Source organism: Sporosarcina sp. QA0331 (genome assembly GCF_055808055.1).
Genome location: NZ_CM147850.1, coordinates 3,310,240 through 3,325,278 on the forward strand (window position 1 = coordinate 3,310,240; position 15,039 = coordinate 3,325,278).

15 protein-coding genes are annotated in these 15,039 nt (G+C 41.8%); 3 read left to right on the forward strand and 12 right to left on the reverse strand.

The window, feature by feature from the left end:
• Window positions 1–132: 132 nt before the first annotated feature.
• Window positions 133–411, reverse strand: coding sequence for a CD3324 family protein (locus AC0L13_RS16740; RefSeq protein WP_473641597.1), 279 nt, complete (start codon window positions 409–411; stop codon window positions 133–135).
• A 306-nt stretch (window positions 412–717) separates the two neighbouring features.
• Between AC0L13_RS16740 and AC0L13_RS16745 the strand changes: the two genes are divergently transcribed.
• Both AC0L13_RS16745 and AC0L13_RS16750 read left to right on the forward strand, forming a co-directional pair.
• The gene (locus AC0L13_RS16745) at window positions 718–1,476 is read left to right on the forward strand and encodes a class I SAM-dependent methyltransferase (RefSeq protein ID WP_473641599.1); all 759 of its coding nucleotides are present in this window, start codon (window positions 718–720) and stop codon (window positions 1,474–1,476) included.
• A gap of 30 nt (window positions 1,477–1,506) precedes the next feature.
• Window positions 1,507–2,019: a GNAT family N-acetyltransferase gene (locus tag AC0L13_RS16750; RefSeq protein ID WP_473641601.1), complete on the forward strand. Its 513-nt coding sequence runs from the start codon at window positions 1,507–1,509 to the stop codon at window positions 2,017–2,019.
• 338 nt (window positions 2,020–2,357) lie between these two features.
• Here AC0L13_RS16750 and AC0L13_RS16755 read toward each other — a convergent pair whose 3' ends face one another.
• The 6 genes from AC0L13_RS16755 to AC0L13_RS16780 all read right to left on the reverse strand — a co-directional run bounded on the left by AC0L13_RS16755 (window position 2,358) and on the right by AC0L13_RS16780 (window position 7,956).
• Entirely contained in the window at window positions 2,358–3,599 is a 1,242-nt protein-coding gene (locus AC0L13_RS16755; protein ID WP_473641604.1) for an IS4 family transposase, read from the reverse strand.
• A 184-nt stretch (window positions 3,600–3,783) separates the two neighbouring features.
• Window positions 3,784–4,197 (reverse strand): MarR family winged helix-turn-helix transcriptional regulator, encoded by a 414-nt coding sequence (locus AC0L13_RS16760; RefSeq protein WP_473641606.1) that lies wholly within the window; start codon window positions 4,195–4,197, stop codon window positions 3,784–3,786.
• A 116-nt stretch (window positions 4,198–4,313) separates the two neighbouring features.
• Window positions 4,314–5,048 (reverse strand): SDR family NAD(P)-dependent oxidoreductase, encoded by a 735-nt coding sequence (locus AC0L13_RS16765; RefSeq protein ID WP_473641607.1) that lies wholly within the window; start codon window positions 5,046–5,048, stop codon window positions 4,314–4,316.
• Window positions 5,049–5,061: 13 nt separating this feature from the next.
• Window positions 5,062–5,811: an SDR family NAD(P)-dependent oxidoreductase gene (locus AC0L13_RS16770; RefSeq protein ID WP_473641610.1), complete on the reverse strand. Its 750-nt coding sequence runs from the start codon at window positions 5,809–5,811 to the stop codon at window positions 5,062–5,064.
• A gap of 51 nt (window positions 5,812–5,862) precedes the next feature.
• Window positions 5,863–7,125, reverse strand: coding sequence for an MFS transporter (locus AC0L13_RS16775; RefSeq protein ID WP_473641612.1), 1,263 nt, complete (start codon window positions 7,123–7,125; stop codon window positions 5,863–5,865).
• Window positions 7,126–7,161: 36 nt separating this feature from the next.
• A complete protein-coding gene (locus AC0L13_RS16780; protein WP_473641614.1) occupies window positions 7,162–7,956 on the reverse strand; it encodes an SDR family NAD(P)-dependent oxidoreductase in 795 nt (264 codons plus the stop codon).
• A 519-nt stretch (window positions 7,957–8,475) separates the two neighbouring features.
• Between AC0L13_RS16780 and AC0L13_RS16785 the strand changes: the two genes are divergently transcribed.
• Window positions 8,476–9,617, forward strand: a protein-coding gene (locus AC0L13_RS16785) for an IS3 family transposase (RefSeq protein WP_473641616.1) whose coding sequence is annotated in 2 segments (ribosomal slippage) — window positions 8,476–8,749 and window positions 8,749–9,617 — 1,143 coding nt in all. Because the reading frame shifts where the segments join, the coding sequence is not laid out codon by codon here.
• 156 nt (window positions 9,618–9,773) lie between these two features.
• Here AC0L13_RS16785 and AC0L13_RS16790 read toward each other — a convergent pair.
• The 5 genes from AC0L13_RS16790 to AC0L13_RS16810 form a co-directional block, all read right to left on the reverse strand.
• A complete protein-coding gene (locus AC0L13_RS16790) occupies window positions 9,774–10,187 on the reverse strand; it encodes a universal stress protein (protein WP_473641619.1) in 414 nt (137 codons plus the stop codon).
• 13 nt (window positions 10,188–10,200) lie between these two features.
• Window positions 10,201–11,610, reverse strand: a complete 1,410-nt coding sequence (locus tag AC0L13_RS16795) for a SulP family inorganic anion transporter (protein WP_473641621.1) — start codon at window positions 11,608–11,610, stop codon at window positions 10,201–10,203.
• A 203-nt stretch (window positions 11,611–11,813) separates the two neighbouring features.
• Window positions 11,814–13,025: an amidohydrolase gene (locus tag AC0L13_RS16800; protein WP_473641623.1), complete on the reverse strand. Its 1,212-nt coding sequence runs from the start codon at window positions 13,023–13,025 to the stop codon at window positions 11,814–11,816.
• On the reverse strand, window positions 13,022–14,269 hold the full coding sequence (locus AC0L13_RS16805) for an amidohydrolase (protein WP_473641625.1): 1,248 nt from the start codon (window positions 14,267–14,269) through the stop codon (window positions 13,022–13,024). The genes AC0L13_RS16800 and AC0L13_RS16805 overlap by 4 nt, the downstream gene beginning before the upstream one ends.
• Window positions 14,270–14,363: 94 nt before the next feature.
• The gene (locus AC0L13_RS16810; protein ID WP_473641627.1) at window positions 14,364–14,954 is read right to left on the reverse strand and encodes an ankyrin repeat domain-containing protein; all 591 of its coding nucleotides are present in this window, start codon (window positions 14,952–14,954) and stop codon (window positions 14,364–14,366) included.
• Window positions 14,955–15,039: the final 85 nt, after the last annotated feature.

Sequence of the window (15,039 nt, forward strand, 5' to 3'; positions counted from 1 at the left end):
TTCCGCAAGTAGCTTATCTATACTTTACCACCGCTCTTACTTGAAAAAAGCTCAAGAACAAGTCCTACTTGAAGTAGAGCCTGCCAACAGAAAAAGGATGCTTATTTTAGAAATAATAAGCATCCCCACAAATCAGTTATCACGTAGTTTCTCTTGTCGAATGATCCTCCGAATACATTTTTCGGAGAGGTAATACGTCTTCGTCAATTCGTCGATCGTACTGCCGTCAAGAAATTTTGCGTATATGTCTCTGTTCCTTTTCTTAAGTGCTTCTCGTGTTCCGTTCTTTTCACCCCAGGATTTTTTCCTCCCACTTTTCCTCGGGATATATAACGGTTGCCCATCTACATACTTTTGGATATCTCGAATCAATTCAGCCGGTAAAACTTGTTCCGCATTCACATAGGTCACTTCTGCTCACTCCTAATTTTTATTTTCAGAGATGGCAGCGTGCCTTATTTCGGAACAGTCTTAAGAAGTTTTCATATTTGCATCACGATAATTTTCACAAATGTTCACCACCTTTTCCCCTGTTAATAACCACTTCAGGTATTATTTCCAATATTATATCATGTGAAGGCGTTGAGGAAATAAATGTTATAATGGAAACAAGTAAGATCCCTTTGGCTGGACTCTTCAATCTCAGACTTATAAATTGTAAAGTAAAGAATTAGTCCGTTCTGCTTATTTACGATAATGAAGGGAGAAGATCTTGCGGTGAAAACAACAGGAAAATTTACGGACAAGGCCGATATCTATGCGAAATATCGCCCGAGTTACCCGAAGGAATACATCGATTACTTGGTTTCCGAGAACGAGCTGTTTGAGGATCGGAGTGTTGTGGCCGATATAGGTTCAGGCACGGGGATCTTGAGCCGCCAGCTGCTGGAAAGAGGGTTGCATGTAATTGGTGTTGAGCCAAATGACGATATGAGAAAGATGGCGGAGGAATCATTACGAAACTATTCCCGTTTCAAATCCGTAAAAGCAACAGCCGAAAATACCACGTTACAAGAAAATAGTGTGGATCTAGTGACGGTTGCCCAGGCATTTCATTGGTTTGATCACCAGGCATTCAAAGTCGAATGCCAAAGGATTTTAAAACCAGAGGCACCTGTTGCTCTTGTTTGGAATAGCAGAGATCCAGCGAGCCCGATTATCCAAGAGAACGCCGAGATTTGCCAACAGACCTGTCCAGCTTTCAAAGGGTTTAGCGGCGGCATCGACGAAACGCCAGAAGTATTCAACAGCTTTTTCAAGGATGGATCGTTTTTGTTTAAGGAGTTTCAAAACGATCTGCTTTTTGATTATGAAGGGTTCTTAGGAAGGAATTTATCAGCGTCCTACGCTCCGAAAAAAGGCGACGAAACATATGACCGTTTTGTACACCTCCTGTCAGAGCTATTCGAAAAGCACAGCAAGAATGGGGAAATTGTTCTTCCCAACAGAACACGAAGCTATATAGGCAATGTCTAAACTGTCAAACACGAAGGGGCTTTTATCATCATGCACATATCTACAAAAAGATTAGTAATACGGGAATTTCATTCGGAGGATTGGCAGGCTGTACACGCGTACACGTCAGACCCGAATGTCATGAGGTATATTCCCGAAGGCGTTTTCACCGAAAAAGACTCGAAAGAGTTTGTCTGTAAAAACAGTGGCAAGGCTGCTGAAATGTTTGCTGTCGTCTTACGAGATGAAGACATTTTGATCGGGCATATCGCTTTTCATAAGTATTTTGGGGAGCATACCTATGAGATCGGATGGGTGTTCAATCCAAACTATCATAACAAGGGGTATGCTTCCGAAGCAGCCCAAGCCATCTTGGAATACGGCTTTACCGAAATGAACTTACACCGGATTATCGCGACATGCCAGCCGGAGAATCCCCCTTCCTACCGCGTTATGGAGAAGATCGGCATGAGAAGGGAAGGCTTTTTCAAAAAATGTATTCCGCATGGAAATGAATGGTGGGACGAATATTATTACGCTATTTTAAAAGAAGAGTTCAAATGAGCCCGAAAGAAGTATAAATAAATTGACCGTAAAAGTATAAAGAAAGTGTAAAGAATCAATTCTTCTTTGCGGTGCCTGTGCCTCACACATTTATGACAATTCAATAAGAATTATATAAATACAAATAAAGCCAACCAAATGTTGATATGGTTGACTTCATAAATTAACTTATACAATTGTAGTATATAATCTGAAACGCTGCACAGGCACCGTACACTAGCGTTGCATATATTCCATTAATAGTTTATAGTTGAATAATTTTACAGTGCACTTGCTGGTGAAAAGTTTAAAAAGGGAACAGGGTTGTAATGACGATTCAGCTCCCTTTTTTTACATATCTATTTAATTTCGTTTTTTGTTCTTCTAGCTTTACTTTTATTGATAAAATGCTCTTTGCTTATTGGACTGACAATCGCGAAATCTTCTCCATACCTCAATTCTTTTGGTTTGGGGTTAGGTACTTTCTGACGTCCTTTGCTCTTTTTCAACCTTCGGTTGAAGTCTCTTAAAAGTCTTTTTATAGGGTCAAAAAGGTATTGCTGCAACGTTCGCATGAACGTCCAGATTGTTTTGTGAGGTTGATGGGTCAGTCGCATGATTTCAGTTAACGCATAAGTGATTAACGAAATGAACATCTGGTTCCAGATACCTGTTGGAGATAAGCTGTACAGATGTTTCACCTTGATATGTTGTTTAAGCCATTTAAAGAAAAGTTCTACGTACCAACGGTTTTTATATGTTTCGAGGATTTCTTCCTCAGACAAGTCAAGACGGTTTGTAATTAAATGAAATGGTGTTCCCTCATCGTCTATGAACTCAATATACCGTACAGGTTCTTTGCGGGTCTTGATGGAGACCAGTTCATTCTTAATTACCTTTGGATGTGTTGGTGTGATGCTTTTCAATGTCTCCATGGTGAACGTCTTCCTTACACGCACAAGAAAGTGGATATTCCGAGCCATCCATCCGCCCATCTTTGTTTTTTGTGCATAACCGCGATCCATTACATACAGGGCTCCGTCAGCATCGATAATATGATTGACGGCGTCTGAATCTGCTATATTCCCTGTCGATAGAATCATCTTTTCGGGAAATATACTTGTGGCTGAGGCAACCACGACCCGTACGTGTAGTTTGATTCCGCAGGAATCTTTCGAAACAGCGGTCCAATTGAGAGCGTGGTTCGGTAACTTGACGTAGGTGCCGTCGATAATCTTGATGGAACCTACTTTCTCAATAATGCCCTTGGCATTGCCTTGCAAAGCACGATAGTGAACGGCCACTCTGCCTAAAAGATCGACTAGATCTGCGGTATTCAATTCTTTTAATCGACGACTCAGTTGAGAATGGCTAATGGATTCTACACCAATCTCCTTTTGGAAGTCCTCTTTTGAGCGAATGTCAATCTCGATATCTCTAAGCGTTTCCCACTTGCAGAGAAGGGCCATGATAAAAACTTTCACTACTGAGAGATCCGTGATTTTTTTTGCGTCATAGTTTCTTAGTGGACAATCCAAAAAGTTACTTGGCAAGTTTGAGAAGTATTGACGAAAGACTAAATTATGGTTTACACTTTTCATGAGCTTGCTCCTTTTGATAGTGTAGGGAACTGATTTAGTCGTCGTTCCTTACCTACATTAGGAGCTTTTTTGTTTTTATTCAAGAGCACTTTTCAATAAACTGCACTTTTTTACTTTTATTTCTTGCTATACAACGCTAATGGGCACCGAAAAGAGGGCAATAATAAGAGGCAAGAAATAGTTCTTACTCATTCAACTTCTGATAAATACGGAGCATTTGTTGTTGCTCCTCGAATGTTAGCTTTTCAAATAGATTTCTTCTCAATATTTGGCCTTCCAGGTTTGCGCGTTGTAAAATTTCTTTGCCCTCTTCTGTAATACTCAAATAGACGATGCGTCTGTCTTCTTCATCAGTCGAGCGAACGGCAAGTTTCTTTTTTACAAGTTTCTCTGATAAATGAGTAACAGTGGGAGGGGTTAGTCCAAGAAATTTCGCAATGTCAGATGGCCGGCTTTTCCCTTTCGAAGCTAAATGGCCAAGAAGGAGTATATGGGAAACGCCCAATTCTTCATTAAAGATTTTATTCCATTGAATGATCAAGTTATTCGTGAACTTGTCCATATTGTGTATGATGTCAAAAATCGTTTCTTCCTTCATTTTTCCCCCTACTTTCTAAATAAACAATTCCATTTTATCATATACAGTCCGTATATATGAAAATGAACCCAAATTCAATATACTTTGGGTTCATTTATAATAAAATACATATTCAATTATTGTGCAGAGAAGCCGCCGTCGATAACAATTTCCGCACCTGTAATATAAGAAGAATCATCACTTGCCAGGAATAGAGCTGCATTCGCAATATCAGCCGGCTTTCCAAGACGTTGCAAAGGTGTTGCGCGAACGAGTTGGTCAAGCAGTTCTTTGGAAGTGCTCAAGCTTTGCGTCATTGGCGTTTCAATAATTCCAGGGAATAGCGCATTTACACGCACGCCTTGACGGCCAAATGTTGTCGCTGCTGCCTTGGAAATCGCGCGTACTGCCCCTTTGGATGCAGAGTAATGGTTAAACCCTTGTCCGATTTGTGCTGTATATGAAGAAATATTAACGATCGAACCGTTCTTTTGTTCAGCCATGATTGGCGCTACATGCTTCATACCTGCAAATGGACCGAAGCCATTGATCGCCATCATTTTTTGCCAATCATCCATACCGATTTCCGCATACGATTTTTCAGAGGAAATGCCCGCGTTGTTCACAAGAATATCGATGCGGCCAAATTTTTCTTTCACTTCTTTGGCAAATGCAGCCCATTCTTCGTCGGACGCCACATTCAACTTCATGCCATGCACATTTTCCTTTTCACTTGCACGTTGTAAAGCTTCTTCATTAATATCCGCTGCGATCACAATCGCACCTTCCGCTTGGAATAGATCAACCATTCCTTCACCGATACCAGAAGCTCCACCTGTTACAATTGCTATTTTCCCGTCCAATTTACCCATATCGAACATCTCCTTAACGTAATTTAATTGAACCGCCGTCAACCATGATTGTTTGTCCTGTAATGTAGTTCGCATCGTCGCTCGCCAAAAAGACAGCTGTGCGGCCTATATCGCCTTCCGGATCACCTAAACGGCGCAACGGAATACGGTTGATCATTGCTTCATACATGTCTGGCGCACTTTGTTTCCATGCTTCCACGCCAGGTGTCAATGCGATCGGTGAAATAAGGTTTACATTGATGCCTTCAGGACCCCACTCATTCGCCGCCACACGTGATATCGCGCGGATCGCTTCTTTCGCAGCTGCGTAAGATGCTTGTGTCGGCTGGCCATCCAAACCAGCGCCTGATGCGAAGTTAATCACTTTACCTTTTGTCTTCTTCAGCTCAGGATACGCAGTTTGCATGAAATGGAATGTCGGATAAAAGCCTGTCCCAAAAGACAAGTCAATCATTTCCATCGTCGTTTCAGCGAACACGGCTTGTCGGGACGCGTGCGCATTATTTACAAGTATATCCAACTTGCCGAACTTCGCTACGACTGCTTGTACAATCTCAGTGACGTTTTCAGGTTTCGAAATGTCTTTGATGAACAGCATGCTTTCAGTAAGCTCGTTCAATTCTTTTAACGTCTCTTGCCCTTTTTCTTCATTGATATCAACGACCGCAATATGTGCGCCTTCTTTTGCCATTGCAAGCGCTATTCCTCTTCCGATTCCTGATGCGCTTCCTGTAATAATTGCTACTTTCCCTTGCAACCTCATTATAGCCCTCTCCTTATCGTTTATAATAAAAACCTTACTTACCGTACATCATCAATCTGTCCAGAAACCTTGTTCAACCAATTTCTTTTTATTGTTAAATGCGACGAATACACAACCAATATTGATGACAAGCATAATAATGAGCGCATAGAGGACAGACGTATAGCTGCCTGTCGCATCGTATACGAATCCGTAAGCCGGCAATGCAATAATTGAAGCGATTGCCAGACCTAGAGAAGCTGTAGAGTAAATTTCACTATACGCTTTCTTACCGAAGATCGTTGAAGCCAATGCAGGCGCAATAATACCGATCGAAGAACTGATCAACCCGAAAAGACCAACAGCAAATGTAATGATCGCTGTACTATTATTCGCAAAAAGAAGTAAGCTGATCGCAATGATGCCGGAAGCCATCGCCAGAATCGCCGTATATTTCGATCCAAGTTTATCGACAAGGAATCCAAGAATGAGCGACCCTATCAAAATTCCGATCATATACGTTCCCATGACATTTCCTGCAAACGTAATATCAAATCCTTGATTGGTTAGATACGTAGGAATATGCATGGAGAAGCTCGCAATCGATGTGATGAAAAAGAAGAACAGCATCAGCGCGTATAGAGCTGTTGATTTCTTAGCTGTTGCCATATCAATGCCGGCCTCGCCGCCTATTTGCTGCTGACTTTCTTGCCCTGTCACTTCCCTTGCGCCGTACGGCAATACTCCGTGCGCTTGAGGAGAATGTTTAATGAGCAACATTGCGATCGGCACGACAATAATAATCGCTGCGCCACCGACAATCATATAAGCAGTGCGCCAGCCAAGCCCATCAATCAAGCCCGCTGCTACCGGTTGTGCAATCGCACCGACTCCACCGCCGACTGCGCTAAGCACACCTAATGCCAGCCCATTGCTTTTTTTGAACCATTGGTTAATGATGACTGGTCCTGCAATGACAGTAATGAATACTCCGCCTACCGCCAATGGAATCGCCAGTACATACCAGCCCCACACAGAGCTCATCAAACCAAATAATGCAAACGCTCCTGCTTGCAACACGATGCCGATCGATAAAATCAAACGGGTATCATATTTCGCCATCAGCTTTCCGCCAATTGGTAAAAATAGCATCGTCACGACTGCAGAAACACTAAAATAAAGCGATAATTTTCCCATCCCGAATCCGAGATCACTTGTCACACTCGTTAGAAAAAGACCTGCAGTATTATTAATGGCTCCTTTTCCAACCCCCACGATAATGCTGAGTGCAATTAAAATCCACCATGCATAATGAAATTTAGATTTCTGTTTCATTTTTGTTATTCCTTTCTCAACCTGCAAGTAGAATAGTTAGTTAAACATTTCCTTGAAGTCCGGAGCCGTCGGATTCCCGAGATAATGGCCACCTTCAACTTGGATCGTTTGTCCGGTGATGAACTTTGATTCATCAGATGCTAAGAAGAGGACAGTATTTCCGATATCATCTGCTTCTCCGTGATAGGGCAATGCGTTATACTTCGCGAAAACGTCCAATAATTCCTGAGACATATTGTTTTTCGCTGCCGGTGTCAAAATCAATCCAGGAGCTACTGCATTACAACGGATATGATGTTTTCCATATTGTGTCGCTGTATATTTTGTCAAATTGATGACGCCAGCTTTCGAGGCGCCGTACGCAACTCGAATTGCATCACTGAAAAAGCCTGCCATCGAAGCGGTATTGATAATTGAGCCGCCACCGTTTTCAATCATGTGTGGAATCGCATACTTGCATCCTAAAAGGACACTTTTCAAGTTGACATTGATAAGTCGGTCCCATTCATCCAAATCAATATTGACAATGTCCAAGTCTTTACGAATATTCGTCAAGCCAACATTATTGAAGAGGATGTCGATTTTTCCATAGTGTTTGACCGTATCCTCAACCGCATGCTTAATCGAATCCCCATTTCCTGCATCTAGAAAGATACCGATTGCCTCACCGCCTTGTGTGCGAATCTCTTCGGCTGCATTTTTAGCACCCTCCTCATTGAAATCCGCCAAAACGACTTTTGCGCCCTCTTTTGCCAATAGTTGCGCTGAAGATAAACCGATTCCTGACGCAGCACCTGTCACTAACGCCACCTTATTTTCTACTCTGCCCATCTTTGTCATTCCTTTCCCGCTTGTAATATGAAGCTAAAAATATATAGCCCTTAAAGCAATTGAACAGAAGAAAATGAACGCACCATATTTATGTGTGATTGAAATCGTAAGATCTACACATCGAGATGTACGACTCACTCAAGATTCATTTATGACTTCTAATAATTAGATGACTAATTATTGTTCAACTAAAGATTAATCAACTATCAGGGAAAAAGCAATAAAAAAAGACTATTTTGTGACAGAAGTTTTTTCCAAATCAAAAATACTTACTTTATCCATTGACAAATCGGACTCCCTTACATAGAACACCCTTACACATGGCAAAAGTGTATTATAACAAGCTTAAGGCAGGTGCCTGTGCGTCACACATTTATGACAATTCATTTAAAAGCATATAAATACAAAAAGAAGCCACAGAGACGTCGCACTGACCTAAGAAAATGAGACAAATAAAAACACCTTACGTTGAAAAACGGGTATTGAACCTTAATACATCAACGTGGAGGTGTTTTTTCTATGGGAACTAAAGTTAGTTATCCAGAAGAAGTTAAATTAAAGGCGATTCAAATGAGGTTAGCGGGTGTTCCTGTAAAAGAAGTTATGGAGGAACTGAATATCCGAAACCGTACACAGCTGAAAACTTGGATGAAATGGTATCGGAATGGTGAATTGCATCGTCTTGCACAACCGGTCGGCAAGCAATATGCCTTCGGCAAAGGACCGGGGTATGAAAGTGAGACAGCGAGGTTGCAGGCTGAAAATCGATATCTGAAACAACAGGTGGAAGTGTTAAAAAAGTACGCGGAATTGGAAAGGAAGTGGCGCCAAGAGTTGTGATTCAGTTAGTGGAAGAATTAAGTGGAAAGATGACTATAGGAGAAATCTGCAGACACTTGGGCGTCGGTCGATCATCGTATTATCGCTGGAAAGCTCAAGAAGGGAACGAAACGCCAAAGGAGACGCGGAATCGACAGATTGGGGAATTGTGTAAGAAGCATAAATTCATATATGGCTACCGGAAGATTGCGGAACTGTTTCCTGGGGCCTGCGAGAAGACAGTACAGCGCGTCATGCAGAAACATGGTTGGCAGTGCCGTGTAAAAGTGAAGAAACGGAAACGTACTGGGCAGCCTGCATATGTCGCACCGAATCTGTTGGCGAGGGATTTTACTGCGTCTAAACCCTTGGAAAAGCTAGTGACGGATATTACGTACTTGCCCTTCGGGCAATCTATGATGTATCTTTCAAGTATCCTAGATGTCTACAATGGAGAAATTGTAGCCCAGACCATCGGTTCCATCCAGGATACTGCCTTTGTGCTGGATACGTTGCATCAATTACCTGACTTGCCGGAAGGCTGTATTTTGCATAGCGATCAAGGTTCGGTTTATACATCATATGCCTATCAAAAGGCAGTAAAAGAAAAGAGAATTACCATGAGCATGTCCCGAAAAGGCACGCCCGCTGATAATTCTCCAATCGAAACGTTCCACTCCTCGCTAAAGTCGGAAACGTTTTACCTCGACGGAATCCATCGCACAACGAATGCGCATGTGATTCAAATTGTCGAAGAATACATTACTTATTATAACAATATCCGCATCCAAACGAAATTAAACAGCCAATCGCCGGTACAATACCGACAACTGGCTGCATAATAAGGTGTTTTTTAATTGTCTCAAAAAAGATAGTCAGTGCCACGTTGATACTGTTGGCTTCTTCATTTATTTTATGCAATTGTAGTGTATTTACTGAATAGTATGCTGCACAGGCACCTTATTTCAAGGCTGTTTGCGAGGCGCAGGCGCATTCCATTATTTCACAACCGTTACCGGGCAATCCACATGCTTCATCACTTTATGGCTGACGCTGCCGAGCACCATTTCTTGGAATGCATTTAGGCCTCGGCTGCCGATGACCAGTTGGTCCATTGCTTCGGCGTTCACATATTTTATTATTTCCTGGCTTGGTTCCCCTTTTAGCATCGTCATTTTCGATTTCACGCCTGCTTTTTTTGCCAGTTCTAAAATGGGATCGACTTTTTGCTTTCTCTTTAGCAGGAGGCTTTCTTCGCTTTGCGATAAAAGCCGTTCGTCTTTCGCTTTATTGTAATCCGCCACATAGATGAACTCCAATTGCGCTTCCGGAAAATGTTGAGCGAGCGTAATTGCATGTTTTGCAGCGCGCAGCGCATTTTCTGACCCGTCGATTGCTACAGCAATTTTCATAGTCATTCCTCCCTTATAGTAACTTCTCGTATAGCTGTTCACTCGAAGAATTAAGGCCTCGGATTGTCACCGCCACCCCTTCATCCTCAAGTTTCTGCTTCACTTTAGCGACAGCCCCGACAGAAGATTCGTCCCATAACTGGCTATCTTCAAAGTCGATAATGATTTCCTTTTCCTGTACGTCTTTAAATGACTGGATGAACTTTGTCGTGGAAGCGAAAAACAGCGGTCCCTTTACTTTATATATGCCCGCATCTCTCGTCACAGTCACACGAGAAATTTTGGAGACGAAAAACAGTGAGCTCAAGATGACACCGACAACAACGCCAATCGCCAAATTATGTGTATATAAAATGATTGCAACGGTAATGAGCATGACGATCGATTCCGTTTTCGGCGCTTGTTTCAGGAACTTGAACGACCCCCAATTGAATGTTGTTGCAGCAACCATGATCATGACGCCTGCTAGCACCGGCATCGGGATTTTAACGACGACATCTCCTAACACGATAATCAAAAACATGAGAAATACACCAGCCGTAAAAGTGGAAAGTCGCCCTCGACCGCCCGATTTGATATTGATCATTGATTGGCCGATCAATGCGCATCCTGCCATCCCGCCGAAAAATCCTGTGAAGAAGTTCGCGATTCCTTGTCCGCGTGCCTCTTTATTTTTATCGCTCGGCGTATCCGTCATATCATCAAGCACTTGCGAAGTGAGCAATGATTCGAGTAGACCGACAATCGACAATGCCAAAGAATACGGAAAGATGATTTTCAACGTTTCCAAGTTAAGCGGAATATCCGGAAAGAAAAATGTCGGCAGTGAACTTGGCATCTTTCCTAAGTCGCCGATTGTTTGCAGCGATACGCCGCTTATAAGTGCAATGCCTGTCATGACGACAATCGCAATGAGTGGCGCGGGAATAGCCGTGAAGAAGCGCGGGACCGCGTACACGAGAATCAATGTCGCGATTGCAAAAATAAATGTCATTGTGTCATGTCCACGCAAATATGGCAGCTGGGTGATGAAAATCATGATGCCAAGCGCATTTACAAACCCAAGCATGACGGAGTTCGGGATGAATCGCATTAAATTGGCAACCCCGAGTCCTCCGATAATTAATTGAATAATACCGGTCAACACCGTGGCCGCCAATACATATTGCAATCCGTGATCCGCCATCAAGTTGACGAGGACTAACGCCATCGCGCCGGTCGCGGCTGAAATAAGCCCAGGACGCCCGCCGACAAACGAAGTAATGACGGCGATGGTGAATGAAGCGTAGAGCGCGACACGCGGATCCACGCCTACGATGAACGCAAAGGCCAATGCTTCTGGAATGAGGGCAAGCCCTACAACGATTCCTGCTAAAATATCTGCTCGGATATTTCCGAACCATTGTTGTTTCAAAGTATGCATTTGTTTTTCTCCTCTCTGTAGTTGTCCATGCATACCTGCAATAGATGTAGTTAGATTCTCATTAAATCGTTCCTCATTATAACAGAATAGGCGCTTTGTAGCTGAGGATAACGTGCAATTACGTTCCCAAAAGTACGGTGGAATAAATTAAGAAGAACCCAGACCATTAGTGGTTTGGGTTCTATAAATAAGTTTCCTATATCTTAATTGTACAACTTCCCTTTATGCATTAACTGTCTATTTTTCGGTAGTCTTGCAACGGCTTCTGCGCTGCAGCTGGCATCTACAAATACAAAACTTGCCTCATCTCCAATGTTAGGCCATACTTGTTTACCTTCACTATCCAATGGCGTTACACCTTGTGTAATTAAGCTTAAACTTTCGCGTAACGACCGTTCGCTTGATTTCCCTGTATAGTCGCAGAAGTTATGCACTTTTTCCAAAACATCTCCAGGGACATAAGGGCTCCAGGAATCAAAAAAGCCGTCACAACCTAAAGCAACTTTAACGCCTTCCGATCTCATAATATCAATTGGAATGAGCTGAGAGTTTATAGAAATAGGGATGGTAGACATAATTTCCACGTTATGCTCGCTTAATTTTTTTGCAAATTGCTTTTGCATATGAGGCGTCAATTTGCTTAAACCAAATGCATGACTAAAAGCAGTGGATCCCTTATAGTCTTGTTCTTTCACCATATCCAACCATTTATCCATTGTATAGAAACCTACTTGTCCTCTATCATGCAGATGCATGTCGACATCGACATCATACTCTTTGGCAATATCCATTGTGACTTGCAATGACTTTTCGATATCTATATCAATGCCTGCCGGGTCAAGTCCCCCTAAGATTGTTGCGCCCGAATCTAATGCTTGTCTTAATAAGTCAGGAATTTCTTCATGAGCTAACAAGCCATGTTGCGGAAACGCGATAATTTCATACGTTAAATAATGCTCATAAGTTTTCAGTGCTTTTTTAACACCTTCTAAATTTTTCAATTTAATGAAAGGATCTATATTCACATGTGTTCGAATATGATTCACACCGTTACTCAAATGTAATTCAATCATGGCAGATGCTCTTTGTTCCGCTGTTTCAGCAAGTTCCTCTAACTCAGCAGCTTCAAAAGCCAATCGCTCGGATAAACTCTTTACAGGACGACAAGCCCTCCATCCTAATGAGAGATACGTTTTATCCAAATGATTATGCATATCTTTGAATGCAGGAAGCGCTAATTTCCCTTCCATATCAATCGCATCTGCATCCGGTACATTTTCAGTTGCGGGAATAATCGTCTGAATTCCTTCTTCCGAAACTTGAATATGAAACAAATCGGTTACGGTTTGAATGCTGCCATCTTCATACGTTGTTTCACCAATTTCCAGTCGAACGTTTCGTAGCCATGTACTCATCGGAATTCCCCCTTAAGCTCTATCTCTTCTTCATGAATGATGTTCCCTTTTGAAATCACTGTCGAAATAGGGCATTGTCTGGCAATCAAATGCGCAGAGCTCACTGCATCCACAAGTAGCACATTGGCCGTATCCCCAACTTTTGGCCACTGTTGCTCGCCTTCTTCATTTAATGGTGTTAATCCGCCTGTAGCGTATTTCAATGATTGTCCAATATGCCATTCGTCAATATATCCAAAACGTTGTACAAACTGATTTAATTTTTGAATCGTATCGCCGCTTCCAAAAGGAGACCAATGATCAATAAGACTATCATGCCCAAAAGAAACTTTTACGCCCCGATCATACATATACTTCACAGGAATTGTAATCGGACCTGCGCCCATTGGTACCGTTGTTGTCACTCCAACATTGTTTGCAGCCACTCGATCGATTAGATTGTCTAATGATTGTTGTGGCAAATCCGCAAACGCGAATGCGTGACTGAGAGTTACTTCTTTATCAAAAGACCTTTGTTCAATTTCATTCAGGATTTGGTGGATTTCGAATTCCCCTAATGTATTTCGGTCATGTAAATGAATGTCGATTGCTACATCGTATTTTTCAGCTAATTGAAAAGTAGTTTTTAAAACTTCCCCACTATTGCGATCCATTGAAGCAGGGTCCACCCCGCCAATATGGGTCGCTCCCATTTGTAATGCTTTTTCAAGGATTGTTAAAAATTCTGGTCCATTACGTAAAATACCGTGTTGTGGGAATGCAACGATTTCATATGTGATACGATCTTCATAACTTTCTAAAACACGCTTCACTATTTCCATATGTTTCGTCTCAATTTGTGGGTCAACGTTCACATGTGTACGAATATGTGTATGTCCGTTTTTTATATAATGTTGAACCATCGCGTGTGCTCTCTCTTCAGCAACATCCAATTGTTTAGGTAATAATGTCGCTTCTTCTTTTAAACGAGTAAAAATCCCTTCTGTAGCCGGTGTTGGCGCTTTCCACTCCCCACCGAAGTATGTTTTATCGATATGTGTATGCATTTCCTTGAACGATGGAACGAGTAGTTGTTTTTTGGCATCTATTACTACTGCATCGCTTGCTTCGATCGTTGGAGCTATTTCAACAAACTTTCCATTTTCGATCAATACATCAACTATTTTCGTTTCTGTAGCTGTGACAAACGTTTGATCATACAAATACCCTGTTTCCAAACGTACATTTTTTAATAATAATGTCAAAACAATCTCTCCCCTTTTATAAATCCATCCCAGAAATCAAAATAGAGCGCAAACTTATTCTAAAATGATAAACATAGTTTATTACGATAAATTATTACGCACCAGCTTCTTTCAAAATACGTTCAATTTCTTTAAATCCACGTCTTTCTGCATGTTCTAGTGGGGTAACTCCATCTCTATCAGTAATATTGACATCAGCGCCATGGTCAACTAGTAATTGTACGATTTGTTGATAGTTTTCCCTGCCATTTCCTAAAATGACAGCCTCCAATAATGCAGTCCAATGTAAGTTATTAAGGTGATTCACGTCAGTGTCAGAGTTAGTCAAAAGCTCGTCTACAATATCCACATGTCCTCGATCTGAAGCCGGAATGAGCGCAGTACCACCAAAACGATTTGTAATTGTTGTATCAGCCCCGGCTTGAACAGCAAGTTTCACAATTTCCAGCAAACCTTCTGCTCCAGCATATAAAAGCACATTATCCTTATTGTTATTTTGAATATTTATGTCTGCGCCTTGTTCGATAAGAGCCTTAACTGTATCTATATTGTTTTTTTGCGTTGCAGCCATTACAGCTGTAACTCCTTGATTATTCTGCGCATTAATATTCGCTCCGCCTTCTACTAATTTTAAAACGGTTTTTGTGTCTCCTTCTGCTGCTGCAGAAATTAACTGTTGTTCCATATTCGTTCCCTCCCTATTTTCTTGTATAGGTGAACTTTCCTCGGAGTTTGGAGTCGTGCTACATGCAGTAAGCATAACTACAAGG

Coding starts and splice junctions, on each gene's coding strand:
- AC0L13_RS16750 (WP_473641601.1), top strand. CDS start 1,507: ATGCACATATCTACAAAAAGATTAGTAATACGGGAATTTCATTCGGAG.
- AC0L13_RS16755 (WP_473641604.1), bottom strand. CDS start 3,599: ATGAAAAGTGTAAACCATAATTTAGTCTTTCGTCAATACTTCTCAAAC.
- AC0L13_RS16760 (WP_473641606.1), bottom strand. CDS start 4,197: ATGAAGGAAGAAACGATTTTTGACATCATACACAATATGGACAAGTTC.
- AC0L13_RS16765 (WP_473641607.1), bottom strand. CDS start 5,048: ATGGGTAAATTGGACGGGAAAATAGCAATTGTAACAGGTGGAGCTTCT.
- AC0L13_RS16770 (WP_473641610.1), bottom strand. CDS start 5,811: ATGAGGTTGCAAGGGAAAGTAGCAATTATTACAGGAAGCGCATCAGGA.
- AC0L13_RS16775 (WP_473641612.1), bottom strand. CDS start 7,125: ATGAAACAGAAATCTAAATTTCATTATGCATGGTGGATTTTAATTGCA.
- AC0L13_RS16780 (WP_473641614.1), bottom strand. CDS start 7,956: ATGGGCAGAGTAGAAAATAAGGTGGCGTTAGTGACAGGTGCTGCGTCA.
- AC0L13_RS16790 (WP_473641619.1), bottom strand. CDS start 10,187: ATGAAAATTGCTGTAGCAATCGACGGGTCAGAAAATGCGCTGCGCGCT.
- AC0L13_RS16795 (WP_473641621.1), bottom strand. CDS start 11,610: ATGCATACTTTGAAACAACAATGGTTCGGAAATATCCGAGCAGATATT.
- AC0L13_RS16800 (WP_473641623.1), bottom strand. CDS start 13,025: ATGAGTACATGGCTACGAAACGTTCGACTGGAAATTGGTGAAACAACG.
- AC0L13_RS16810 (WP_473641627.1), bottom strand. CDS start 14,954: ATGGAACAACAGTTAATTTCTGCAGCAGCAGAAGGAGACACAAAAACC.